22 protein-coding genes are annotated in these 22620 nt (G+C 73.8%); 1 reads left to right on the forward strand and 21 read right to left on the reverse strand.

The features are described 5' to 3' along the window. Position 1 precedes the first annotated feature (1 nt). From DQ239_RS05540 to DQ239_RS05550, 3 genes are read right to left on the reverse strand one after another with little or no spacing between them, the layout of a single operon-like run. Complete coding sequence (locus tag DQ239_RS05540) at positions 2 to 982, reverse strand: aldo/keto reductase (protein ID WP_113833427.1); 981 nt, start codon at positions 980 to 982, stop codon at positions 2 to 4. Positions 983 to 987: 5 nt separating this feature from the next. Continuing rightward, complete coding sequence (gene hisS / locus DQ239_RS05545) at positions 988 to 2244, reverse strand: histidine--tRNA ligase (RefSeq protein WP_113833731.1); 1257 nt, start codon at positions 2242 to 2244, stop codon at positions 988 to 990. A 5-nt stretch (positions 2245 to 2249) separates the two neighbouring features. Then, complete coding sequence (locus DQ239_RS05550; protein ID WP_113833428.1) at positions 2250 to 2933, reverse strand: MBL fold metallo-hydrolase; 684 nt, start codon at positions 2931 to 2933, stop codon at positions 2250 to 2252. Between the two features lie 149 nt (positions 2934 to 3082). On the opposite strand from DQ239_RS05550, the gene DQ239_RS05555 reads away from it, so the two are divergent. Beyond that, positions 3083 to 3865, forward strand: a complete 783-nt coding sequence (locus DQ239_RS05555) for a peptidylprolyl isomerase (RefSeq protein WP_113833429.1) — start codon at positions 3083 to 3085, stop codon at positions 3863 to 3865. Positions 3866 to 3979: 114 nt separating this feature from the next. Here the strand turns inward: DQ239_RS05555 and DQ239_RS05560 are convergent, their stop codons facing one another. The 18 genes from DQ239_RS05560 to DQ239_RS05645 form a co-directional block, all read right to left on the reverse strand. After that, positions 3980 to 6454: a bifunctional (p)ppGpp synthetase/guanosine-3',5'-bis(diphosphate) 3'-pyrophosphohydrolase gene (locus tag DQ239_RS05560; protein ID WP_113833430.1), complete on the reverse strand. Its 2475-nt coding sequence runs from the start codon at positions 6452 to 6454 to the stop codon at positions 3980 to 3982. A 92-nt stretch (positions 6455 to 6546) separates the two neighbouring features. Then, positions 6547 to 7143, reverse strand: a complete 597-nt coding sequence (locus DQ239_RS05565) for an adenine phosphoribosyltransferase (protein ID WP_113833431.1) — start codon at positions 7141 to 7143, stop codon at positions 6547 to 6549. Beyond that, entirely contained in the window at positions 7140 to 8510 is a 1371-nt protein-coding gene (gene secF / locus DQ239_RS05570; RefSeq protein ID WP_113833432.1) for a protein translocase subunit SecF, read from the reverse strand. The genes DQ239_RS05565 and secF overlap by 4 nt, the downstream gene beginning before the upstream one ends. Continuing rightward, positions 8507 to 10171: a protein translocase subunit SecD gene (gene secD, locus DQ239_RS05575; RefSeq protein ID WP_113833433.1), complete on the reverse strand. Its 1665-nt coding sequence runs from the start codon at positions 10169 to 10171 to the stop codon at positions 8507 to 8509. The genes secF and secD overlap by 4 nt, the downstream gene beginning before the upstream one ends. A 14-nt stretch (positions 10172 to 10185) precedes the next feature. Then, entirely contained in the window at positions 10186 to 10509 is a 324-nt protein-coding gene (gene yajC / locus DQ239_RS05580; protein ID WP_113833434.1) for a preprotein translocase subunit YajC, read from the reverse strand. Between the two features lie 165 nt (positions 10510 to 10674). Then, on the reverse strand, positions 10675 to 11799 hold the full coding sequence (gene ruvB / locus DQ239_RS05585) for a Holliday junction branch migration DNA helicase RuvB (protein ID WP_199582699.1): 1125 nt from the start codon (positions 11797 to 11799) through the stop codon (positions 10675 to 10677). After that, complete coding sequence (gene ruvA / locus DQ239_RS05590; RefSeq protein ID WP_113833435.1) at positions 11796 to 12434, reverse strand: Holliday junction branch migration protein RuvA; 639 nt, start codon at positions 12432 to 12434, stop codon at positions 11796 to 11798. Before ruvA ends, ruvB begins: the two co-directional genes overlap by 4 nt. Further along, positions 12431 to 13000 (reverse strand): crossover junction endodeoxyribonuclease RuvC, encoded by a 570-nt coding sequence (gene ruvC / locus DQ239_RS05595; protein WP_113833733.1) that lies wholly within the window; start codon positions 12998 to 13000, stop codon positions 12431 to 12433. Before ruvC ends, ruvA begins: the two co-directional genes overlap by 4 nt. A 92-nt stretch (positions 13001 to 13092) precedes the next feature. After that, entirely contained in the window at positions 13093 to 13848 is a 756-nt protein-coding gene (locus DQ239_RS05600) for a YebC/PmpR family DNA-binding transcriptional regulator (protein ID WP_113833436.1), read from the reverse strand. Then, entirely contained in the window at positions 13845 to 14513 is a 669-nt protein-coding gene (gene pdxT / locus DQ239_RS05605) for a pyridoxal 5'-phosphate synthase glutaminase subunit PdxT (RefSeq protein ID WP_233488790.1), read from the reverse strand. The genes DQ239_RS05600 and pdxT overlap by 4 nt, the downstream gene beginning before the upstream one ends. Further along, on the reverse strand, positions 14510 to 15406 hold the full coding sequence (gene pdxS / locus DQ239_RS05610) for a pyridoxal 5'-phosphate synthase lyase subunit PdxS (protein ID WP_113833437.1): 897 nt from the start codon (positions 15404 to 15406) through the stop codon (positions 14510 to 14512). The genes pdxT and pdxS overlap by 4 nt, the downstream gene beginning before the upstream one ends. A gap of 40 nt (positions 15407 to 15446) precedes the next feature. Next, positions 15447 to 16001 carry a hypothetical protein gene (locus tag DQ239_RS05615; protein WP_113833438.1) on the reverse strand — a complete coding sequence of 185 codons (555 nt, stop codon included), beginning with the start codon at positions 15999 to 16001 and terminating at the stop codon, positions 15447 to 15449. Between the two features lie 11 nt (positions 16002 to 16012). Further along, positions 16013 to 17215 carry a glycosyltransferase family 4 protein gene (locus DQ239_RS05620; RefSeq protein WP_113833439.1) on the reverse strand — a complete coding sequence of 401 codons (1203 nt, stop codon included), beginning with the start codon at positions 17213 to 17215 and terminating at the stop codon, positions 16013 to 16015. Continuing rightward, the gene (locus tag DQ239_RS05625) at positions 17215 to 18174 is read right to left on the reverse strand and encodes a phosphatidylinositol mannoside acyltransferase (RefSeq protein WP_113833440.1); all 960 of its coding nucleotides are present in this window, start codon (positions 18172 to 18174) and stop codon (positions 17215 to 17217) included. Before DQ239_RS05625 ends, DQ239_RS05620 begins: the two co-directional genes overlap by 1 nt. Further along, positions 18171 to 18803: a phosphatidylinositol phosphate synthase gene (gene pgsA / locus DQ239_RS05630; RefSeq protein WP_113833441.1), complete on the reverse strand. Its 633-nt coding sequence runs from the start codon at positions 18801 to 18803 to the stop codon at positions 18171 to 18173. The genes DQ239_RS05625 and pgsA overlap by 4 nt, the downstream gene beginning before the upstream one ends. Further along, a complete protein-coding gene (locus DQ239_RS05635; RefSeq protein ID WP_199582702.1) occupies positions 18803 to 19399 on the reverse strand; it encodes an HIT domain-containing protein in 597 nt (198 codons plus the stop codon). The genes pgsA and DQ239_RS05635 overlap by 1 nt, the downstream gene beginning before the upstream one ends. Then, the gene (gene thrS / locus DQ239_RS05640; RefSeq protein ID WP_113833442.1) at positions 19396 to 21444 is read right to left on the reverse strand and encodes a threonine--tRNA ligase; all 2049 of its coding nucleotides are present in this window, start codon (positions 21442 to 21444) and stop codon (positions 19396 to 19398) included. Before thrS ends, DQ239_RS05635 begins: the two co-directional genes overlap by 4 nt. A gap of 63 nt (positions 21445 to 21507) precedes the next feature. Further along, positions 21508 to 22617 carry a CapA family protein gene (locus DQ239_RS05645; protein WP_113833443.1) on the reverse strand — a complete coding sequence of 370 codons (1110 nt, stop codon included), beginning with the start codon at positions 22615 to 22617 and terminating at the stop codon, positions 21508 to 21510. Positions 22618 to 22620 lie beyond the last annotated feature (3 nt).

Below are 22620 nucleotides of genomic sequence, written 5' to 3' on the forward strand. Positions count from 1 at the left end.
ACTACCAGCGGTCGTGCACGTGCGCGCGGATGCGCTCGTCGTACAGCCGCTCGAGATCGGTGAGCTGGGCGGGCGTCAGCGGCGGCAGCTCGGCGGCGGCGACGTTGCCGCGCACCTGCTCGACGTTGCGGGCCCCGGGGATGACCGCGGTGACGCCGGGCTGGTCGATCACCCAGCGCAGCGCGAAGGCGCCGGTCGGGGTGTCGCCGGCGATGGCGGCGACCTCGCGGGCGGCGGCGACACCGACGTCGAACGGCACGCCGGCGAAGGTCTCGCCCACGTCGAACGCCTCGCCGCCGCGGTTGAAGTTCCGGTGGTCGTCGGCCGGGAACTCCGTCGACTCGTCGTACTTGCCGGTGAGCAGGCCGCTGGCCAACGGCACCCGCGCGAGCACGCCGACGCCGGCAGCGGCCGCCGCGGGCAGCAGCTCCTCCAGCGGCTTGCGCCGGAAGACGTTGAGGATGACCTGGAGAGTGGCCACGCCCGGGTGCTGCAGCGCCGTCAGCCCCTCGGCGACGGTCTCGACGCTCACCCCGTAGGCCGCGATGGCGCCGTCCTCGACGAACGAGTCGAGTGCGTCGTACACCCGCTGGTCGGAGTAGACGGCCGTCGGCGGGCAGTGCAACTGGACGAGGTCGAGGGTGTCCACGCCCAGGTTGCGCCGGGACCGGTCGATCCACGCCCGCAGGTTCTCCGGCGTGTACTGCGCCGCCTCGAACGGGTCGGCGCGCCGGCCGACCTTGGTCGCGACGAACGGCCGCTCCGACCGGGCCGCCAGCGCCTTGCGGATGCGCTCCTCCGACCGCCCGTCGCCGTACACGTCGGCGGTGTCGAGCAGGTCGACGCCCTCATCGAGCGCCGCGTCCAGCACGGCGGCCGCGTCGTCCTCGGACACGTCGCCCCAGTCGCCGCCCAGCTGCCAGGTGCCCAGGCCGACGACGCCAACCTCGGCACCGGTCCGCCCCAGCGGTCGCCGCTCCATGGAAGTCACTCCCCCACCGTCGCACGCTTCAACGCGTCGAACAGCTCGGACACCGGGACGGCGGTCTGCTCCCCCGTGGCCATGTCCTTGAGCTGCCCGACGCCCGCGGCCAGGTCCCGCTCGCCGATGACCACGACGTGCGAGGCACCCGAGCGGTCGGCGGCCTTCATGGCGCCCTTGAGCCCGCGGTCGCCGTAGACGGTGTCGGCCGCCACCCCGGCCTGGCGCAGCTGCCCGACCAGCCGGACGGCCAGCCGCTTCGCCTCGGCGCCCAGCGGCACCACGAACGCCTGCACACCGGGAGCGGCTCCGACGTCGAGCCCCTCGGCCTGCACCGCGAGCAGCGTCCGGTCCACCCCGACGGCGTAGCCGATGCCCGGCAGGTCCGGCCCGCCCAGCGCCGCGGAGAGCCCGGCGTACCCGCCGCCGCCCCCGATCGCCGACTGCGCACCCAGCCCGTTGTGCACGAACTCGAACGTCGTCTTCGTGTAGTAGTCCAGCCCGCGCACCAGCCGCGGCGCCTCGGTCCAGGTCACCCCGAGGTCGGTGAGGTGCTGGCGGACGGCGTCGTAGTGCGCCTTCGTGGAGTCCGACAGGTGGTCGACCATCAGCGGTGCGTCGTCGAGCTGGGCCTGCACCTCGGGGCGCTTGTCGTCGAGGACCCGCAGCGGGTTGATCTCCGCGCGCCGCCGGGTCTCCTCGTCGAGGTCGAGCTTCTCCAGGTAGGCCACGAGCAGCTCGCGGTACTGCGGCCGGCACGTGGCGTCGCCCAGCGAGGTGAGCAGCAGCTCGAAGTCGGTGAGCCCCAGGTCCCGGAAGCCCTGCACGCCCAGCGCCACCACCTCGGCGTCCAGCGCCGGGTCGTCGACGCCGAGCGCCTCCATGTCGACCTGGGTGAAGTGCCGGTACCGGCCGGCCTGCGGGCGCTCGTAGCGGAAGGCCGAGCCGACCGACCAGAGCTTCACCGGCAGGGCGCCGTCGTGCAGCCGGTGCTCGATGAACGCGCGCATCAGCCCGGCGGTCAGCTCGGGTCGCAGCGTCAGCGAGCGGCCGCCCCGGTCCTCGAAGGTGTACATCTCCTTGGTCACGACGTCGGTGGACTCACCGACCCCCCGGGAGAAGACCGCGGTGTCCTCGAACACCGGCGTCTCGACGTAGCCGTAACCGGCCCGGCGCAGCGGCGCGGTGAGCGCGTCGCGGACGGCGAGGAACCGCGCCGACTCCGGCGGCAGCGTGTCGAACGTGCCCTTGGGGGCGGTCATGCCGCTCACAGCCCACGGCCCTTCGGTGCGGCGGCGGCCTCGGCCAGGTAGGGGTTCGTCGCGCGCTCGCGGCCGATCGTCGTCGCCGGGCCGTGGCCGGGCAGCACGATCGTCTCGTCGTCCAGCGGCAGGACGACGTCGCGCAGCGAGGTCAGCATCGCGTCCCACGAACCGCCGGGGAGGTCCACGCGGCCCACCGAACCGGCGAAGAGCACGTCGCCGGCGAGCAGTCCGGGCGTCTCGCCCAGGTCGAGGGAGAACATGACCGAGCCCTGCGTGTGCCCGGGCGCGTGCCGGACGGTGAGGTCGACCCCGGCCAGCGACAGCACCGCGCCGTCGTCCAGGCGCTTCACCTCGCCCGGGTCGGGTAGCCGGACACCGCCGAGCAGGGGCGCCAGCTGCGGGCCGTGCCAGCGCATCGGGTCCGAAAGCATGCCGAGGTCGTCGGGGTGCAGGTAGGCGGGGATGTCGTAGCCCTTGCACACCGGGAGCACGGAGAACGTGTGGTCGAGGTGGCCGTGGGTGAGCACGACGGCGACCGGCTTGAGGCCGTCGTCGGCCAGCATCCGGCCCAGCGGCTCGACCGCGTCCATGCCGGGATCGACCACGACGCACTCCTGCCCGGGGCCGGACGCCACGGCGTAGCAGTTGGTCCCGAAGGCGCCGGCGGGGAAGGAGCGGATGAGCACCCGTGCAGGTTACGCGGGCGCCGATCGAGGAGCGGGCGTGCCAGTGAACGGCCAGCTCGGGCACCTACACTCCGTCGTCGACCGCGTCGAGCGGCGCCCGTGACCGGCCGCCGCCCCGCCGAGCCGCCGCCCGTCCGAGGAGTCCGACCGTGCCCACGAGCAAGCAGCGCCGCGAGGCCGCCCAGCGCCACCTCCAGCGCCAGCTGGAGCGCCGTGCCGCGCAGGCGCAGAAGCGCCGCCGCAACCTGGGCATCGGCCTGGCCGCGCTGGCCCTCGTGGTGGTGGTCGGCGCGGCGCTGCTGATCAGCGGCGTCCTCGGCGGCGACGACGACACCCAGGCCTCCGCACCGGACGACGCGAGCACCTGCACCTACGTCCCCGCCGACACCTCGGCCAACCCGGACCTCACCGACGTCGGCGTGCCGGACGGCGACGTGCCCACCGAGGGCACGCAGGCGCTCACGATGACCACGAACTACGGGGAGATCGGGCTCACCCTCGACCAGGCCGCCGCGCCCTGCGCCGCCGGTGCGCTCACCTACCTCGCCGGTGAGGGCTTCTTCGACGGCACGAACTGCCACCGGCTGACCAACAGCCCGGGCCTGCAGGTCCTCCAGTGCGGCGACCCGAGCGGCACCGGTCGCGGCGGCGCGGCGTTCGACTACCTGACCGCGGCGACCGGCGTCTCGGAGACCTACCCGCGCGGGACGATCGCCATGGCCAACTCCGGTCAGGGCGACGACGGCAGCCAGTTCTTCCTCGTCTACGGCGACAGCCTCGAGGGCAACCCGAACTACACCGTCGTCGGCACGATCGACGAGGCCGGCCTGGCCGTGCTGGACGCCATCGCGGCGAGGGGCATCGCCGACGGCGGCCAGGACGGCGCCCCGGTCGAGCCGGTCACCATCGAGTCGATGGCCCTCGCCGGCTGACGCTCCGAGGGCGTCCTCCCTCACCTCCGCGCGTCCTCCCTCACCGTGCACCACGAGGGAGGACGCGCTGGGATCAGGTCACCTGATCCCAGCGCGGGGCAGCGGGGTCCTTCTTCAGGCGGTCACGCGCTCCACGTCGAAGACGCCGTCCACGTTGCGCACGGTCTGCAGCACCGCGCCCAGGTGCGCGGGGTCGGCCAGCTCGAAAGTGAACCGGCTGATGGCCACCCGGTCCCGGCTGGTCTGCACCGACGCGGACAGGATGTTCACCCGCTCGTCGGCCAGCGCCTTGGTGACGTCGGAGAGCAGCCGGTGCCGGTCCAGCGCCTCGACCTGGATCGCGACGAGGAAGACCGAACCGGGCGCGCTGGCCCACTCGACCTCGACCAGCCGCTCGGGCTTGCGCTGGAGGTCACCGGCGTTGGTGCAGTCGGTGCGGTGCACGCTCACCCCGCCGCCGCGGGTGACGAAGCCGAGGATCTCGTCGCCCGGCACCGGCGTGCAGCACTTCGCGAGCTTGGCCCACACGTCGGTCATGCCGTGGACGATGACGCCCGGGTCACCGGTGGCCGAACGGCGCGGCGTGGGCCGGCGGGTCGGGATCGCGGTCTCGGCGATGTCCTCGACGGCGCCCTCGGTGCCTCCGAGCGCCGTCATCAGCTTCTCGACCACCGAGGCGGCGGAGATGTTGTTCTCCCCCACGGCCGCGTACAGCGCGGTGACGTCGGCGTAGCGCAGGTCCTTGGCCAGCGTGCTCAGCGCCTCGCCGCCGAGCAGCCGCTGCAGCGGGAGCCCGGCCTTGCGCATGGCCCGGGTCAGCGCCTCCTTGCCGGCCTCGACGGCGTCCTCGCGGCGCTCCTTGGTGAACCACTGCCGGATCTTGGTGCGCGCCCGGGAGGAGCCGACGAAGCTCAGCCAGTCCTGGGAGGGGCCGGCGGTGGGCGACTTCGAGGTGAAGATCTCGACGACGTCGCCGTTGGAGAGCTTGCTGTCCAACGACACCAGCGCGCCGTTCACCCGCGCGCCGATGGTCCGGTAGCCGACCTCGGTGTGCACCGCGAACGCGAAGTCGACCGGCGTGGAGTCACCGGGGACGCTGATCACGTCGCCCTTGGGCGTGAAGACGAAGACCTCCTGCGGACCGAGGTCGTAGCGCAAGGTCTCCAGGAACTCGCCGGGCTCCTGCGCCTCGCGCTGCCAGTCCAGCAGCTGGCGCAGCCACAGCATGTCGTCGGGTGAGCCGGCCTTGGCCGGGGCGCCGAACTCACCGGCGCTGGGCCTGCCGCCGGCCCGCGCGTTCTCCTTGTACTTCCAGTGCGCGGCGATGCCGTAGTCGGCGGTGCGGTGCATGTCGTGCGTGCGGATCTGGAGCTCCACGGGCTTGCCGTGCGGGCCGATCACCGTCGTGTGCAGCGACTGGTACATGTTGAACTTCGGCATCGCGATGAAGTCCTTGAAGCGCCCCGGCAGCGGCTGCCAGTGGGCGTGCATGATGCCGAGCGCCGCGTAGCAGTCGCGGACCGAGTCGACCAGGATCCGGATGCCCACGAGGTCCCAGATGTCGGCGAAGTCGCGGCCACGGACGATCATCTTCTGGTAGATCGAGTAGTAGTGCTTGGGCCGGCCGGTGACGACCGCCTCGATCTTGGCGGCCTTGAGCTGCTCCTGGACCTGCGAGGTCACCTCGGCGAGGTAGGTGTCGCGCGAGGGCGCCCGCTCGGCCACCAGCCGCACGATCTCGTCGTAGCGCTTGGGATACAGCGTCGCGAACGCGAGGTCCTCGAGCTCCCACTTGATGGTGTTCATGCCCAGCCGGTGGGCCAGCGGAGCGAGGATCTCCAGCGTCTCGCGCGCCTTCTTCTCCTGCTTCTCGGGCGGGAGGAAGCGCAGCGTGCGCATGTTGTGCAGCCGGTCGGCGAGCTTGATGACCAGCACCCGCGGGTCGCGGGCCATGGCGACGATCATCTTGCGGATCGTCTCGGCCTGGGCGGCGTCCCCCAGCTTGACCCGGTCGATCTTCGTGACGCCGTCGACGAGGTGGGCGACCTCGGGACCGAAGTCGGTGGTGATCGAGTCCAGCGTGATGCCGGTGTCCTCGACCGTGTCGTGCAGCAGGGCCGCCACGAGCGTGGTGGTGTCCATGCCCAGGCCGGCGAGGATGGTGGCCACGGCCAGCGGATGGGTGATGTAGGGGTCGCCGCTCTTGCGCCGCTGCGCGGCGTGCGCGCCCTCGGCGACGTCGTACGCGCGCTGCAGCAGCGTGAGGTCGGCCTTGGGGTGGCTCTGGCGGTGCAGGGCGGCCAGCGGCTCGAGCACGGGGCGGACGACGGGGCTGCGCTGGCCGGCGACGATGCGACGGGCGAGGCGGTCGCGGACCCGGCGCCGCGGGGTGGCCGCATCGCCGTCGCCGGGCTCGGCGCCGACGTCGTCGGGCCGACGGACCGTCGGGCGCTCGGGCAGCGGCGGACGGTGGGCCGGCTCGGTGCCGGCGGTCTGCGTGCCCGGGGGCGACGGGTCGGTCGCGGTGCCGGCGGCCGGTGGGGTCCCGGGGCGCGCGGGGGCGGCGTCGGCGGCTACGTCTGAGGCCACTGCGACTCCCGCGGATCCGAGGAGGGGGGACCCTCACCATGCTAGCCGGGCCGGGCGCCGCGCCGCCGGACGCGGCCGGGCCCCTCCCTCGGTCAGGTGGTCCAGAGCGCGTGCACCGTGTGCGGCGCCATCCGCTCCCGGCCGCCGAGGGCGGCGAGCTCGACGACGACCGACACCGCCGTGACCACCCCGCCCAGCTGCTCGACCAGGGCGACGGCGGCGGTGAGCGTGCCGCCGGTGGCGAGCACGTCGTCGACCACCAGCACCCGCTGGCCCGGGCGGATGGAATCCGCGTGCAGCTCGAGGGTCGCGGTGCCGTACTCGAGCGAGTAGTCGGCCGCGATCCGCTCCCGCGGCAGCTTGCCGGCCTTGCGCACCAGGACGACGCCCACCCCCGCGGACAGCGCGACCGCGGCGGCCAGCAGGAAGCCCCGCGCCTCCACGCCGACGACGACGTCGAACGCGGGAGCGGCCCGGTCCGTGCCCGCCAGCGCGGCCGCGCGCGAGTCGGACTCCCCCGCAGCCGCCAGTCCCTCGACCACCCGCGCGAACGCCGGGCCGTCGGCGAACACCGGCGTCAGGTCGCGGAAGAGCACGCCGGGCTCGGGGTGGTCGGGGATGTCGACGGTGAGCGAGGCGATCAGCTCGTCCAGCGGCTGCTGCACCGCACCGTCGGCCACCGCGCTCATCGGCGCTTCTTCGCCGGACGGCGGCCACCGGGCCGCTGCGGCCGGGCTCCGGGACGCGGGGCCGCGGTGGCGCCGGACGTCTCCGGCCGCACCGAGGACGGCGACTCGACCACGACGTCGGCGGCGACGGCGTCGGGCAGCGCCGCGACCGCGGTCGCTCCCCCGACCGGGCGTCGGCCACGGCGGGCACTGGCCACCGGACCGGCAGCCGGAGCCGCACCGGTCTGGCGGGCGGCCGACGAGCGACGGGCGAGCACGCGCCGGCGCAGGGCCTGCACCTCGGGCTCGCGCTCCTTGAGGTCGGCCACGATCGGCGTCGCCAGGATGATCGAGGAGTACGTGCCCGCGGCGAGGCCGACGAACAGCACCAGGGCGAGGTCCTTGAGCGTGCCCACGCCCAGCAGACCGGCGCCGACGAAGAGCAGCCCGGCGACCGGCAGCAGCGCGATCACCGACGTGTTGATCGAGCGCATCAGGGTCTGGTTGACGGCCAGGTTCGCCGCCTCGCTCCAGGTCATGCGCGCCGACTTGTCCAGGTCCTTGACGTTCTCGTCCACCTTGTCGAAGACGACGACGGTGTCGTAGAGCGAGAAGCCCAGGATGGTGAGGAAGCCGATCACGGTGGACGGCGTCACCTCGAAGCCGACCAGGGCGTAGATGCCCGCGGTGACCACGATGTCGTGCACCAGGGCGGCCATCGCACCGATCGCCATCTTGAGCTGGAAGCGCACGGCCAGGAAGAGCACCACGGCGACCAGGAAGACGACGAGCGCGACGAGGGCCTGGTCGGTGATGTCCCGGCCCCAGTCCGCGCTGACCGACTCAGGGCTGACCTGGTCGGCGTCCACCCCGGCGGCGTCGGCGATCGCGGTGACGACGTCCCGTTCGGCGTCGCCGTCGAGCGCCTCGGTGCGCAGCAGGACGGTGTCCCCGCCGACGATCTGCGCCGAGGCGACCTCCGCGCCGGCGTCCTCGGCGGCGGTGCGCACCTGCTCGAGCTGCTGCTCGGAACCCGGGAGCCGGAAGCTGTTCCCGCCCTCGAAGTCGATCCCGAAGTTGAAGCCGCGGAACACGATGGCGAGCAAGCTCAGCAGCAGCACCACGGCGGTGATCTTGTAGATCAGCCGGCTCCGGCCGACGACGTCCAGGCCCGCCTCGCCGTTGTACAGCCGGTGCGCCAGCGAGGCCCGCGGCGTGCGCGTGAGGTCGCCACCGCCTTCGCGGGGCAGGCCGGCCTCGGCGAGGTCGTCGTCCCCCATCGCCGCGGCGGCCTCGCTGCCGGCGTCCGCGGCGTCGCGTGCCTCGTCGGCCTCGGTGCCGACGGGGACTGGCTCGTCCTCCGGCCGCCGGCCGTCGTCGCGGGTCATGAACTGCTCCTGTTCTGCGCCGGGGCGCCGGCTGCGGCGCCGACGAGGTCCCGGTCCGTGCGTGACGACGACGTCCAACCGGACTTGTCGACCTGGCCGAGCCCCGAGATCCGGCTACTGCCGAACCACTTGTAGCGGGACAGCACCGCCATCAGCGGGTGGGTGAAGAGGAAGACGACCACCAGGTCGAGGACCGTGGACATGCCGAGGGTGAACGCGAAGCCCTTCACGTCACCGATGGCGAGCACGTAGAGGATCGCCGCGGCGAGGAAGCTGACCGCGTCGGCGGAGAGGATCGTCCGCCGGGCGCGGACCCAGGCCCGCGGCACGGCCGAGCGCAGGCTGCGGCCCTCGCGGATCTCGTCCTTGAGCCGTTCGAAGTAGACGACGAACGAGTCCGCGGTGATGCCCAGCGAGACGATGAACCCGGCGATGCCGGCGAGGCTCAGCGTGAAGCCGATCTCGCGGCCCAGCACCACCAGGACGCCGTAGACGACGACACCGGAGAGCACCAGGCTGGCGATCATCACCAGCCCGAGCGCCCGGTAGTAGAGCAGCGAGTACAGGAAGACCAGGGCGATGCCGATGGCCCCGGCGAGCAGGCCGGCCTGCAGCTGCTCCTCGCCGAGCTCGGTGGAGATCGACTGGGCGGTGGCCTGCGTGAAGCTGAGCGGCAGCGCGCCGTACTTGAGCTGGTTGGCGAGCTCGGTGGCCGACTCCTGGTCGAAGTTGCCGGTGATCTCGGTGGTGCCGCCGACGATCGCGCCCTGCACCGTCGGCGCGGAGATGACCCGGCCGTCCAGGGTGATCGCGACCGCGTTGCCGACGTTGGCCGCGGTGAAGTCACCCCAGGCGCGGCCGCCCTCGTTGTCGAAGTCCAGGTTGACGACCCACTCGCCGGTCCCGGTGCGGGTGCCGGCGGCGGCGTCGGAGACCGACGTGCCCTCGACGACGGCGGGGCCGAGGAGGTACTTGAGCGTGCCGTCCTCGCTGCAGGCCGCGACGTGGTCCTCGGGCAGGGCGATGTCGCCGGTGGTGGTGTCGTCGCAGGTGAGGGCGTCGAAGGCGACCTGCGCCTCCTCGCGGGTGACCGGCGGGGCGTCGGGGTCGCGGGCGGGGGCCTGGTCGGCCTCGCCGTCGGGCGTCTCCTCGGCCGGCGCCTCGGTCGGCGCGGCGGACTCGGTCGGCGCGGCGGACTCGGTCGGCGCGGCCGGGTCGGTCGGCTCTGCTCCCTCGGTGGGCTCCGCGCCGTCGGTCGGCTCGGCGTCCTCCGCGGGCGTGGCCTCGGCCGGCGCGGGCCCGGCCAGCACGGGACGGAACCGCAGCTGGGCGGTTTGACCCAGCTGGCGCGCCTGGTCGCCGTCGTCCCCGGGGACGGAGATGACGATGTTCGAGTCGCCCTCGGTGACGACCTCGGCCTCCGCGACGCCCAGACCGTTGACCCGCTGCTCGATGATCCGGCGGGCGAGTTCCAGGTCCTCGCGGTCGGGGGCCGCACCGTCGGGCGTGCGCGCCGTCAGCGTGACGGTCGTGCCGCCGCGCAGGTCGAGCCCGAGCTGCGGCGTCCGGTCGGAGCCGGCGAAGACCAGCCCGTAGAGGGCGGCCACGATGAGGACGAACGCACCGAAGTTCCGGCGCGCCGAGAGGGAGCGCTTGGCCACGGATCCTCCCCCGCTCAGCGGTCGTCGCCGGCCGGGCGCCCGCCGGCCGCGCCGGGCGCGTCGTCACCCGGGAGCTCGGGAGCCGGCTGGCGGATCTCCAGGATCGCCGGGCGGACGAAGGTCACGACGACACCGGGCGCGAGCTCCAGGTCGGCGGTGGTCTCGTCCAGCCGGGCCACGGTGCCGTGGATGCCGCTGGTGGTCATCACCGGCGTCCCGACGGTCAGGGACTCCTGGAGTGCCTGCGCGCGGGCCTGCATGGTCCGGCGCTGGCGCGCGGGGAGCACGAACAGCAGCACCGCCAGCAGAGCCAGCATGATCAGGGGGAATAGCTCCACGACAGGTGTGCCTCTCTACCGCGCGGTGGTGCTCCGCGGTCGGTACGGCCCGGAGGCCGCTCGGGTACGTCGGTCGCCGGGGCGGTGCTGTGAGGACGGCGCGCGGCGACCCGGTGGGGCGCGCACGGCCGCGGCCTCTCAGTTTGCGCGCCAGCGTCCCGGAGTCTAGGCGTCGAAGAGCGGCTCTGACGACGAGCCTGCGCCCTGTGGGTCTGCTGTGACCCGCCCGAGCGGGATCCCGCCGCGGGGCACCTCGAGCCCGAGGTGCCGCCAGGCGGCCTCGGTCGCGACCCGCCCGCGGGAGGTGCGGGCGAGCAGCCCCGCACGGACGAGGAAGGGTTCGCAGACCTCCTCGACGGTGTGCGGCTCCTCCCCCACGGCGACGGCGAGGGTGGCCACGCCCACCGGGCCGCCGCCGAACTTCGTCACCAGCGCCTCCAGGACGGCGCGGTCGAGCCGGTCCAGCCCGAGGTGGTCGACGTCGTAGAGGGCCAGCGCGGCCTCGGCGACGGCACGGGTGACCCGGCCGTCGGCCTCCACCTCGGCGTAGTCGCGGACCCGGCGCAGCAGCCGGTTGGCGATCCGCGGGGTGCCCCGGGAACGGCCGGCGATCTCCGCCGACCCCTCGTCGGTCAGCTCCACACCGAGCAGCTCGGCGCTGCGGGCCAGCACCTGCTGCAGCTCGGCCGGCTCGTAGAACTCCATCTGGCCGACGAAGCCGAAGCGGTCCCGCAACGGGCCGGTCAGCAGCCCCGCGCGGGTGGTGGCGCCGACGAGGGTGAACGGGTTGATCTCCAGCGGGATGGCGGTGGCCCCTGGCCCCTTGCCGACGACGACGTCGACCCGGAAGTCCTCCATGGCCATGTAGAGCAGCTCTTCGGCCGGCCGGGCGATGCGGTGGATCTCGTCGATGAACAGCACGTCGCCGGGCGCGAGGTTGGACAGCATCGCGGCCAGGTCGCCGGAGCGCTCGATGGCCGGGCCGCTGGTGATCTTGACCGCGGTGCCCAGCTCGGAGCCGATGATCAGCGCGAGGCTGGTCTTGCCCAGCCCGGGCGGGCCGGACAGCAGCACGTGGTCCGGCGGACGGCCCCGGCGCTTGGCCCCCTCGAGCACCAGCGCGAGCTGGCGGGCCACCTTGGGCTGGCCGATGAAGTCGTGCAGCGAGTGCGGCCGCAGCGCGGACTCGACGACCCGCTCCTCGTCCCCGGCCTGCGGGGAGACGCCCCACTCCTGGCCGAGATCGCCGCTCACCTCACCGGTCAGGGACCGGTCGAACGGGGTGCTCATGCCCTACCCAGCAGCTGGAGGGCCTGCCGCAGCAGGACGGCGACCTCGACCAAGCCGGTCTCGACGATCTGCGCGTCGGCGACGGGCGCGAGCTGGGTCAGCGCGGTCTCGGCCTCCTTGGCCGACCAGCCCAGCCCGACCAGCGCCGAGGTCAGCTGGTCACGCCACGGCGCCACGGGGGTCACCGCCGGGAGGCCGGCGGGCGCCGGGCCGTCGAGCGAGGTGTCGGTGGTGACCGAGCCGAGCCGGTCGCGCAGCTCGAGGATCAGCCGCTCGGCGCCCTTCTTGCCGATGCCGGGCACCTGCATGAGCGCCTTGACGTCGGCCATCGACACCGCCCGGCGCACCTCCCGCGGCGGGTGGATCGCCAGCACCGCCTGGGCCAGCCGGGGACCGACCCCGTTGGCCGTCTGGAGCAGCTCGAACAGCTGGCGCTCGTCGTCGTCGGCGAACCCGTAGAGGGTCAGCGAGTCCTCGCGCACGACCAGGCTGGTGGACAGGCGGGCGCTCTCCCCCACCTGCAGCCGGGCGATCGTGCCCGGCGTGCACTGCACCGCGAGACCGATCCCGCCGACCTCCACGACCGCGCCGTCCGGCGACACCGCGGCCACCCGCCCGCTCAGGCTGGCGATCATCGGGCCGCCACCCCCTGCCACCGCGGCAGGGTGCGCTGGACGACGGGCGCGCCGATGCCGCCGGCGAGCGCGGCCGAGCGCAGCCGCTGCTGGGCGGGCCCGCGCCACACGTGGCAGACCGCCAGGGCCAGGGCGTCGGCGGCGTCGGCCGGCTTCGGCGCCTCGGTGAGGCCCAGCACCCGGGTGACCATCAGGGTGACCTGCTCCTTGTCCGCCCGGCCGCTGCCGGAGATCGCGGCCTTGACCTCGCTGGGCGTGTGCCAGGCGACCGGACGGTCGGCCTGGGCGGCGGCGAGCGCGGCCACGCCGGCGGCCTGCGCGGTGGCGTGGCCGGTGCCCTTGTTGTTCTGCGTGAAGACCCGCTCGACGGCGACGACGTCGGGCCGGTGCTCGCGGAGCAGGGCCGTCACCGCGGTGTGCAGCTCGAGCAGCCGCAGCTCCAGGTCCAGCTCGGGCAACGTGCGGATGACGCCGACGCCGACCGCCGCGGGGCGCGCGCCGGGGCGGCCGTCGACGACCCCCCACCCGCACCGGGTGAGCCCCGGGTCGATGCCGAGCACCCGCATGGCCACGCTCCTAGCTTTCCACGAACACCTGTTCGATCGGAACGCTAGTCCCGCGCAGCCGGAACGGGCGCTCGACACGCCACCGGGCTCGTTCAGGCGTCGATGGTCTCGAGCACCTCGTCGGGCACGTCGTAGTTCGCGTAGACGTTCTGCACGTCGTCGAGGTCCTCGAGGGCGTCGATGAGGCGGAACACCTTGCCGGCGCCGTCCGCGTCGAGCTCCACCTGGACGCTGGGCACGAAGCCCATGTCGGCGGAGTCGTAGTCGATGCCGGCGTCCTGCAGGGCGGTGCGCACGGCGATCATGTCGCCGGGCTCGCTGACCACCTCGAGGGTGTCGCCGAGGTCGCGCACCTCCTCCGCGCCGGCGTCGAGCACGGCCATGAGCACGGAGTCCTCGTCGACTCCGTCGGCCTTCGGCACCACCACCACGCCCTTGCGGGAGAACAGGTAGGACACCGAGCCGGGGTCGGCCATGGTCCCGCCGTTGCGGGTCATGGCGGTGCGGACCTCCATGGCCGAGCGGTTCTTGTTGTCGGTCAGGCACTCGATGAGCACGGCGACGCCACCGGCGGCGTAGCCCTCGTAGGTGATGCCCTGGTAGTCGACGCCACCGGCCTCGGCGCCGGAGCCGCGCTTGACGGCGCGGTCGATGTTGTCGTTGGGCACCGAGCTCTTCTTGGCCTTCTGGATGGCGTCGTAGAGCGTCGGGTTGCCCGCCGGGTCACCGCCGCCGGTGCGGGCGGCGACCTCGATGTTCTTGATCAGCTTGGCGAAGAGCTTGCCGCGCTTGGCGTCGATCCCGGCCTTCTTGTGCTTGGTCGTCGCCCACTTGGAATGGCCGCTCACGACAAACCCCTCTCGTTCCCGGCAGCTGTGCCGGCCTTCTCCGCCAGGGATCGGCGCACGATGTCGACGAACAGCGCATGCACCCGGCGGTCCCCGGTCAGTTCCGGGTGGAAGCTGGTGGCCACCAGATTCCCCTGGCGGACGGCGACGATCCTACCGTCGGCCGCTCCCCCCACGATGCGGCCGAGGACGGTCACCCCCTCGCCGGCCTCCTCCACCCAGGGAGCGCGGATGAAGACCGCGTGCAGCGGCCCGCCGCCCACGCCGTCGTCGAAGGACATCTGGGACTCGAAGCTGTCGGCCTGCCGGCCGAAGGCGTTGCGCCGCACCGTGACGTCCAGCCCGCCGATCGTCTCCTGCCCCGGCGGTGCGTCCAGCAGGCGGTCGGCGAGCAGGATCATCCCCGCGCACGAGCCGTAGACCGGCAGCCCCCCGCGGACGGCGGCGCGCAGCGGGTCCATCAGCCCGAACCGCTCGGCGAGCAGGGCGATGGTCGTCGACTCGCCCCCGGGCAGCACGAGCCCGTCCACGCCGGCCAGCTCCTCCTGCCGGCGCACGGTCAGCGCCTCGGCGCCCTGGTCCCGCACCGCGGCGAGGTGCTCGCGGACGTCGCCCTGCAGGGCCAGGACACCGATGACGGGGACACCGATGACGGGGCGGGTCACCAGCCGCGGGTGGCGAAGCGCTGGTCGGCCGGCAGCGTCGAGACGTTGAGCCCCACCATGGCCTCGCCCAGCCCGCGGGACACCTTGGCGATCACGTCGGGGTCGTCGTGGAACGTCGTGGCCTGGACGATCGCGGAGGCTCGCTGCGCCGGGTCGCCGGACTTGAAGATGCCCGAGCCGACGAAGACGCCCTCGGCACCCAGCTGCATCATCATCGCCGCGTCGGCGGGGGTCGCGATGCCGCCCGCGGTGAAGAGCACCACCGGCAGCTTGCCCAGGCGCGCCACCTCGGCCACCAGGTCGTAGGGCGCGCGCAGCTCCTTGGCCGCCACGAACAGCTCGGTGTCGTCGAGCGTGCCCAGCGCCTTGATGCCGGCGCGGATCGCGCGCATGTGCCGGGTGGCCTCGACGACGTTGCCGGTGCCGGCCTCACCCTTGGAGCGGATCATCGCCGCGCCCTCGGAGATGCGCCGCAGCGCCTCGCCCAGGTCCGTGGCGCCGCAGACGAACGGCACGGTGAACTGCGACTTGGCGATGTGGTGGGCCTCGTCGGCCGGGGTCAGCACCTCGGACTCGTCGATGTAGTCCACGCCCAGGGACTGCAGGACCTGCGCCTCGACGAAGTGGCCGATGCGCGCCTTGGCCATCACCGGGATGGAGACCGCGGAGATGATGCCGTCGATCATGTCCGGATCGCTCATCCGCGAGATGCCGCCCTCGGCGCGGATGTCGGCGGGCACCCGCTCGAGGGCCATGACCGCGACGGCACCGGCGTCCTCGGCGATCTTCGCCTGCTCGGGCGTGACGACGTCCATGATGACGCCGCCCTTGAGCTGCTCGGCCATGCCGCGCTTGACGCGGTCGGTTCCGGTGGAGGGGGTCGGTGCAGACACGGAGGCGGCCTCGGGGGTCGGCGGGACGGGGACCTCCAGCCTACGGCCGTCCCTCGGCTCCCTCGCCGACGCTGCTCGCGGTGAGCGCCTCCAACCGGTCGTCGATGTCGAAGAACCGCGGCACCGGGCGGCCGGCGTGCAGCCGGAGGACCCGGGGCAGCCGCCGACCGCGCAGCGCCTGGGTGTCGCGGACGGCGTCGTTGTAGAAGCGCCGGGCCAGGGCCACCCGCGTGCTGGTGCCGGTCAGGTCGGCCTGCAGCGAGGCCGGCACACCCGGGAGGTCGGCCGGCAGGTCGCGCAGCTCGCGCCCCAGGCCGTTCTCGGCCGCCTCGCGGTCGCCGCGGGGGGTCGACCGCGCCTGGGCCGCCGCCTCGGCGAGGGCGCGGGCACGCAGCGGACCCAGTGCGGCCGGGTGCTCGCGGGCCAGCTCCTCGGCCAGCCCGGCACGGCGGCGCAGCTGCGACTCCAGCGTCTCCCGGGCGCGGGCCACCCGGGTCTCCAGGCGCCGCAGGCGCACGAGCGTCCACGCGGTCCAGGCCAGCAGCAGGAGGACGACGACCGCGACGACGGTCCACGTCCACGCCTGGGCACCCACGGAGCGGAAGGCTAGCGGGCGCTCCCCCGCCAGCGGGACCTCCGCGGCGCGGCGCCCGTGGGCGGCACGCCCGGCACGTCGTCGTCCGCCAGGGCGGTGACGCCGCCGCCGGGTGTCGCGACGGTCTCGTAGACGGCGAGGATGCGCTGGGCGAGGACCGGCCAGTCGTAGCTGCGCGCCACCTCGGCACCCCGGGCCCGGAGCTCGCGCCGCCGGTCGGGGTCGGCCAGCAGGTCGCTCAGCGCGGTGCCGAGCGCCGCGGAGTCGCCGCGGGGCACCAGCACGCCCGCTGCTCCGCCGTCGAGCACCCGGGCGAAGGCGTCCAGGTCGCTGGCCACGGTGGGCGCACCGGCGGACATCGCCTCGATGAGCACCACGCCGAAGGACTCCCCCAGCAGGTTGGGCGCGCAGTAGATGTCGACCGAGCGGAGGAAGGCCGCCTTGTCCGCCTCGGAGATCTCGCCGAGGAGGACCACGTGCGGGCGCAGCTCCTCCCCCACCAGGCGGTCCAGCTGCTCGGCGTCACCCCGGCCGGCCACGAACAGCCGGGCACCGGGGTGCCGGGCGACGACGGTGCGCATGGCCTCCAGCAGCGTCGGCAGGCCCTTGCGCGGCTCGTCGTAGCGGCCGAGGAAGCCGATGGTGGGTGCGTCGTGCGGCACGGCGGGCAGCCGGGGACCCTCGGCGAAGGCGTCGACGTGCACCCCGTTCGGGATGATCACGGCATCGCCGCCGAGGTGCTCGACCTGCACCCGGCGGGAGAAGTCGGAGACGGCGATGCGGCCGCTGATCTTCTCCAGCCAGGGGCGGGCGACCGGCCCCAGCGCGGCCAGCACCTTCGACCGGGTGGTGGCGGCGTGGAAGGTCGCCACGATCGGCCCGCCGGCGAGCATGCACACCAGCAGGGACAGCGACAGGGTGGCCGGCTCGTGCACGTGGACGACGTCGAACCGCCCGTCGCGCAGCCACCGGCGCACCCGCGCCGCCACCACCGGGCCGAACTGCACGCCGGCCATCGAGCCGTTGTACGGCACCGGCACGGTCCGGCCGGCGAAGGTGGTCCAGGGATCGGTGAGCGACTCCTCGCGCTCGGCCGGGGTGAGCACCTCCACGTGGTGGCCCAGCCCGCGCAACGTCTCGGCCAGGTCGCGCACGTGGTACTGGACGCCGCCGGGGACGTCCCACCGGTACGGGCACACGAGGCCGATGCGCATCAGCGCGCCCCCTCCCTGGGAGCCGCCCCCCGGGGTGCGTCGGGCGGCACGTCGGCCCAGATGCGGTTGAGCATGTGCCAGTCCTCGGGCCGCTCACCGATGCCCTCGGTGAAGGCGTCCGCGACCGCCTGCATGGCGGTGGCCACCCGCGTCGCCAGCCGCCCCTCGCCGGTGACCGGCACCTCGGGATGCACGTGCAGCAGCCAGCCGGCGCCGTCGAAGCGGCCCACCACCGGCAGCAGCGCCGCCCCGGTGCGCGCGGCCAGCAGGGCGGCCCCGCCGGGCATCAGCGCCTGCCGGCCGAAGAAGGTCACCGGCACGCCGCCGGTGCCCAGGTTCCGGTCGACGAGCAGGCAGCTCACCCCGCCGTCGTCCAGCCACTCCCGGAGCACCTCCGAGCCCGACTTCGGGCCACCGGTCAGCGGGGTGACCCGCATGCCCAGGGACTCCCGGTACTCGAGGAACCGGCGGTAGAGCGACTCGGGCTTGAGCCGTTCGGCGATGGTGAGGAACGGTTCGCCGAGCCGGTCGGCGAGCCAGACCCCGGCGGCGTCCCAGTTGCCGCTGTGCGGCAGCGCCAGGACCACCCCCCTGCCCTCGCTGCGGGCCCGCTCGATCCCCTCGAAGCCGATGACCTCGGTGTCGCGCCGGATCCGGTCGACCCCGAGCGTCGGGAGCCGGAAGGCCTCCTGCCAGTAGCGCGCGTAGGAGGCCATCGCCCGCGCGGTCAGCTCGTCGAGCTCCGGCTCGGACAACGTCCCCCCGGTGGCGACCCGCAGGTTGGCGCGCAGCTGGCGTACGCCGGAGCCGTCCCGGCCGGCGGCCATCCGGCCGGCCCGCTCGAACCCGGCCCGGGCGACCGGCTCGGGCAGCATCCGCACCGCCCGCCAGCCGGCCGCGTACCCCGCGTCGGTCAGCCGGCCGGTGACCCGGTCCCGCAGGTCCGCGGCCCCCGTCACGGCGCCGGCGGGGACTGCGGGAGGGGCGCCCCGGCCGCCGCGGTGTGGACGGCGACCATCCGCTGGACGACCGTGATCGCGCTGCCGATGACGAGGACCACGAGGGCGACGTGCAGCGAGTACGGGATGCCGAGGCCGGTGAAGCCGGTGCCCACGAGGACGATGATCAGCCGCTCGGTGCGCTCGACGATGCCGACGTCGCAGGACAGCCCGACACCCTCGGCCCGCGCCTTGATGTAGCTGGTCAGGACGCCGAGTACGAGGCAGATCAGGGACAGCAGCACGAACAGCCGGTTGTCGCCGCCGCCGGAGAACCACCAGGCCAGCGCTCCGAAGATGGCGGCGTCCGCGGCCCGGTCACCGACGGAGTCGAGGACCGCGCCGAACACCGAGCCGCCACCGCGGGCGCGGGCGAGCGCACCGTCGAGCATGTCGAGCATCACGAACATCCACACGGCGAAGGCGCCCCAGAACAGGTGACCCGAGCCGATGAGGAACACCGCCGAGGCGACGGCTCCCAGGGTGCCGGTGATCGTGATCATGTCGGGCGTGACCCCGGCCCGGACCAGCCCCGGGACGATCGGGGCGACCACCTTGGCGACGGCGGGGCGCGCGTTGACGCCGAGCATCAGCCCTCCCCGCCCGACCCGGCCGGGACCTGCTGCTGCCACGCCCGCGCCAGCAGGTCGCGCGTCTCGCGCAGGACCTGGGGCAGCACGCGGGTCAGCCCGACGACCGGCATGAAGTTGGTGTCCCCGCCCCACCGGGGGACGGCGTGCTGGTGGAGGTGGTCGGCGATGCCGGCACCGGCCACCGCGCCCTGGTTCATGCCGATGTTGAAGCCGTGCGCCCCGGAGACCTCGCGCACCACGCGCATCGCCGTCTGGGTGAGCGCACCGAGCTCGGTGACCTCCTCGGCGGTGAGGTCGGTGTAGTCGGGCACGTGCCGGTACGGCACGACCATGAGGTGCCCGGCGTTGTACGGGTACAGGTTGAGGACGGCGTAGACCGTCGTCCCGCGGGCCACGATCAGCCCGTCCTCGTCGCTCAGCGTGGGGATGACGCAGAACGGGCAGTCGTGCGCGCCGGTGGGCTTGCCCTCGCCGCGGATGTAGGCCATCCGGTAGGGCGTCCACAGGTGCTCGAACACCGCGCTCGGCCCGTCCTCGTCCGCGGAGACGGCCACCCGGTAGGAGGTCTCCTCCCCCGCACCCGCCTCGCTCATCCGGCCACCACGGTGGCGGCCTGCTCGTCGGCGGCCGAGGGGTCGGCGTTGGAGCGCGAGGCGATCCAGTCGACGACCTGCTGCACCGCCTCGTCGACCGGCACCCCGTTGCGCTGCGAGCCGTCGCGGTAGCGGAAGGAGACCGCGCCCGCCTCGGCGTCGGTGGCGCCGGCGAGGAGGACGAACGGGATCTTCTGCTTGCTCGCGGTGCGGATCTTCTTCTGCATCCGGTCGTCGGAGTCGTCGATCTCCACCCGCACGCCGTGCTGCCCGAGCTTCGCGGCGACGTCCCGGAGGTAGGGCACCTGCTCGTCGGTGATCGGGATGCCCACGACCTGCACCGGCGCCAGCCAGGCCGGGAACGCGCCGGCGTAGTGCTCGGTGAGGACGCCGAAGAAGCGCTCGATCGAGCCGAACTTCGCCGAGTGGATCATCACCGGCTGCTGGCGGGTCCCGTCGGCCGCGCTGAACTCCAGGCCGAAGCGGGCCGGCTGGTTGAAGTCGTACTGGATGGTCGACATCTGCCAGGTGCGGCCGATCGCGTCCCGGGCCTGCACGGAGATCTTCGGGCCGTAGAAGGCCGCGCCGCCCGGGTCGGGCACGAGCTCCAGCCCGGTCTCCTTCGCGGCGTCCTCGAGCACCGCGGTCGCGATCGCCCACTCCTCGTCGGAGCCGATGAACTTCGACTGCTTGTCCGCGTCGTCGCCCCGGTCGGAGATCTCCAGGTAGTAGTCGTCCATCCCGAAGTCGCGCAGCAGGCCCAGCACGAACGACAGCAGGTGCCGGATCTCCGCCGGCGCCTGCTCCGGGGTGACGTAGCTGTGCGAGTCGTCCTGGGCGAACCCGCGCACCCGGGTCAGGCCGTGGATGACCCCCGACTTCTCGTACCGGTAGACCGACCCGAACTCGAAGAGGCGCAGCGGCAGCTCGCGGTAGGACCGCCCGCGCGACCGGAAGATCAGGTTGTGCATCGGGCAGTTCATGGCCTTGAGGTAGTACTCGGCGTTCTCCAGTTCCATCGGCGGGAACATGGTGTCGGCGTAGTACGGCAGGTGCCCCGAGGTCTCGAACAGGTGCGCCTTGCTGATGTGCGGGGTGCCGACGTACTGGAACCCCTCCTCGATGTGCCGGCGGCGGACGTAGTCCTCCATCTCCCGCTTGACCACCCCGCCCTTGGGGTGGAACACGGGGAGGCCGGAGCCGATCTCGTCGGGGAAGCTGAACAGGTCCAGCTCGACGCCCAGGCGCCGGTGGTCGCGTCGCTCGGCCTCGGCGAGCTGCTCCAGGTAGGCCTTGTGCGCGTCCTTGCTCTCCCAGGCGGTGCCGTAGATGCGCTGCAGCTGGGGGTTCTTCTCGCTGCCGCGCCAGTAGGCGGCCGCGCTCCGGGTCAGGCTGAACGCCGGGATGTTCGAGGTGCGCGGCAGGTGCGGGCCGCGGCACAGGTCGGTCCAGACCCGGTCGCCGCTGCGCGCGTCCAGGTTGTCGTACATCGTCAGCTGCGCGCCACCGACCTCCACGTCGGCACCCTCGGCAGCCTCGCCGGCACCGCCCTTGAGGCCGATCAGCTCGAGCTTGTACGGCTCGTGCGCGAGCTCGGCCTCGGCGTCGGCGTCGCTGATCTCCCGCCGGGAGAAGTGCTGCCCGGCGCGGACGATCTCGGTCATCTTCTTCTCGAGGGCCTGCAGGTCCTCGGGGGTGAAGGGCCGCTCCGGGTCGAAGTCGTAGTAGAAGCCGTTCGCCACCGGCGGGCCGATGCCCAGGCGGGTGCCCGGGAACAGCTCCTGCACGGCCTGCGCCAGCACGTGCGCGGCCGAGTGGCGGATGACCGAGCGCCCGTCGGCGCTCGCGGCCGCGACCGGCTCGACCTCCGCGTCGGCGTCCGGGGTCCAGTTCAGGTCCTTGAGCTCGCCGGCCGCGTCGCGGACGACGACGGCGCCGTCGGGGCCCTTGAGCGGGACGCCGGCCTCCCTGAGCGCCTGCAGCGCCGTCGTCCCGGCCGGGACCAGCACGGTCGCGACGGCGGTGGGCGAGGGCGGGGTGGACACGGAAGCGCTCCAGGGGTGGTGGGGTGACGAGCGGGGCCCTCCGAGCCTAGTGCGCGTCGCGGCTCAGCCCGGCACGACTTCCAGTCCTGCGGCTACCGCGCCGCGCCGGTCGAGGACGGCGGCGATGCGCGCGGAGCTCTCCGGGTCGGCCGGCACGACGCGGACGGCGTCCGCCCCGATCTCGATCCGCAGCGGCACCGCCTCGGCCTTCGACACCGTGAACCGCCCGTCCGCGCCGCGGGTGAAGGTGAACCGGGCCGCCACGGAGTCCTCGGTCGGGTAGCCCCGCGTCGCGTGCTCGGCGAGGTGGTTGCCGAGCCCGTAGGCCACCCACTCGTCGCCGATCCGCTCGAAGGGCTGCACCACGTGCGCGTGGTGGCCCAGGACGAGGTCGACGTCCGGCGAGGCCAGCAGCGTCCGGACGGCCGCCACCTGGGCCGGCGTCGGGTCGTTGTCGTACTCGACGCAGCAGTGCAGGCTCGCCACGACGACGTCGGCGCCGGCGGCACGCGCCCGGGCGGCCGCGGCCAGCACCCCCTCGACGTCCGGCAGGTCCGCGACGTCCACCGACCACTCCCGGCCCGCGGGCAGGGGCACCCCGTTGAGGCCGAAGGTGGCGGCGACGTGCCCCACCCGCACGCCGTCGAGGTCGACGATCGTCGGCTCCGCGCTCGCCTCTTCGGTGCGGTAGGTCCCGGTGGAGCGGATCCCGGCCGCCTCCAGTGCGTCGAGCGTGCGGGTGAGACCGTCGAAGCCGTCGTCGAGGGAGTGGTTCGAGGCGGTGGAGCAGAGGTCGTAGCCGGCGCCGGCGAGGGCGTCGACGATCTCGGGCTGGACGGCGAAGCTCGGGTACCCGCGATAGGGACCGCCGTCCGCGGCGACCGGCGTCTCCAGGTGGCAGACCGCCAGGTCGGCGGCGCCGATCAGCCCGGCGACCGGCGCGAACACGCCGGCGAAGTCGTAGGAGCCGTCCGGGGTGCGGGCCCCCGTGGTGAGCGCTCGTCCCTGGTGCACGAGCACGTCGCCGGTGGCCACGAGGGTGACGCTGTCCGGCGGCGGTGGCGCCGGGCTCTCCGCCGGGGCCTGCGCCGAGGTGGGCTGCTCCGGGCCGCCGGAGCAGCCGGCCAGCAGCGCGGCCAGGACGACGACCGCTGCGGACCGGGTGGCTGGCACGCC

This window comes from Blastococcus sp. TF02-09 (assembly GCF_003319105.1).
In the GTDB taxonomy this organism is placed as follows: domain Bacteria; phylum Actinomycetota; class Actinomycetes; order Mycobacteriales; family Geodermatophilaceae; genus Blastococcus.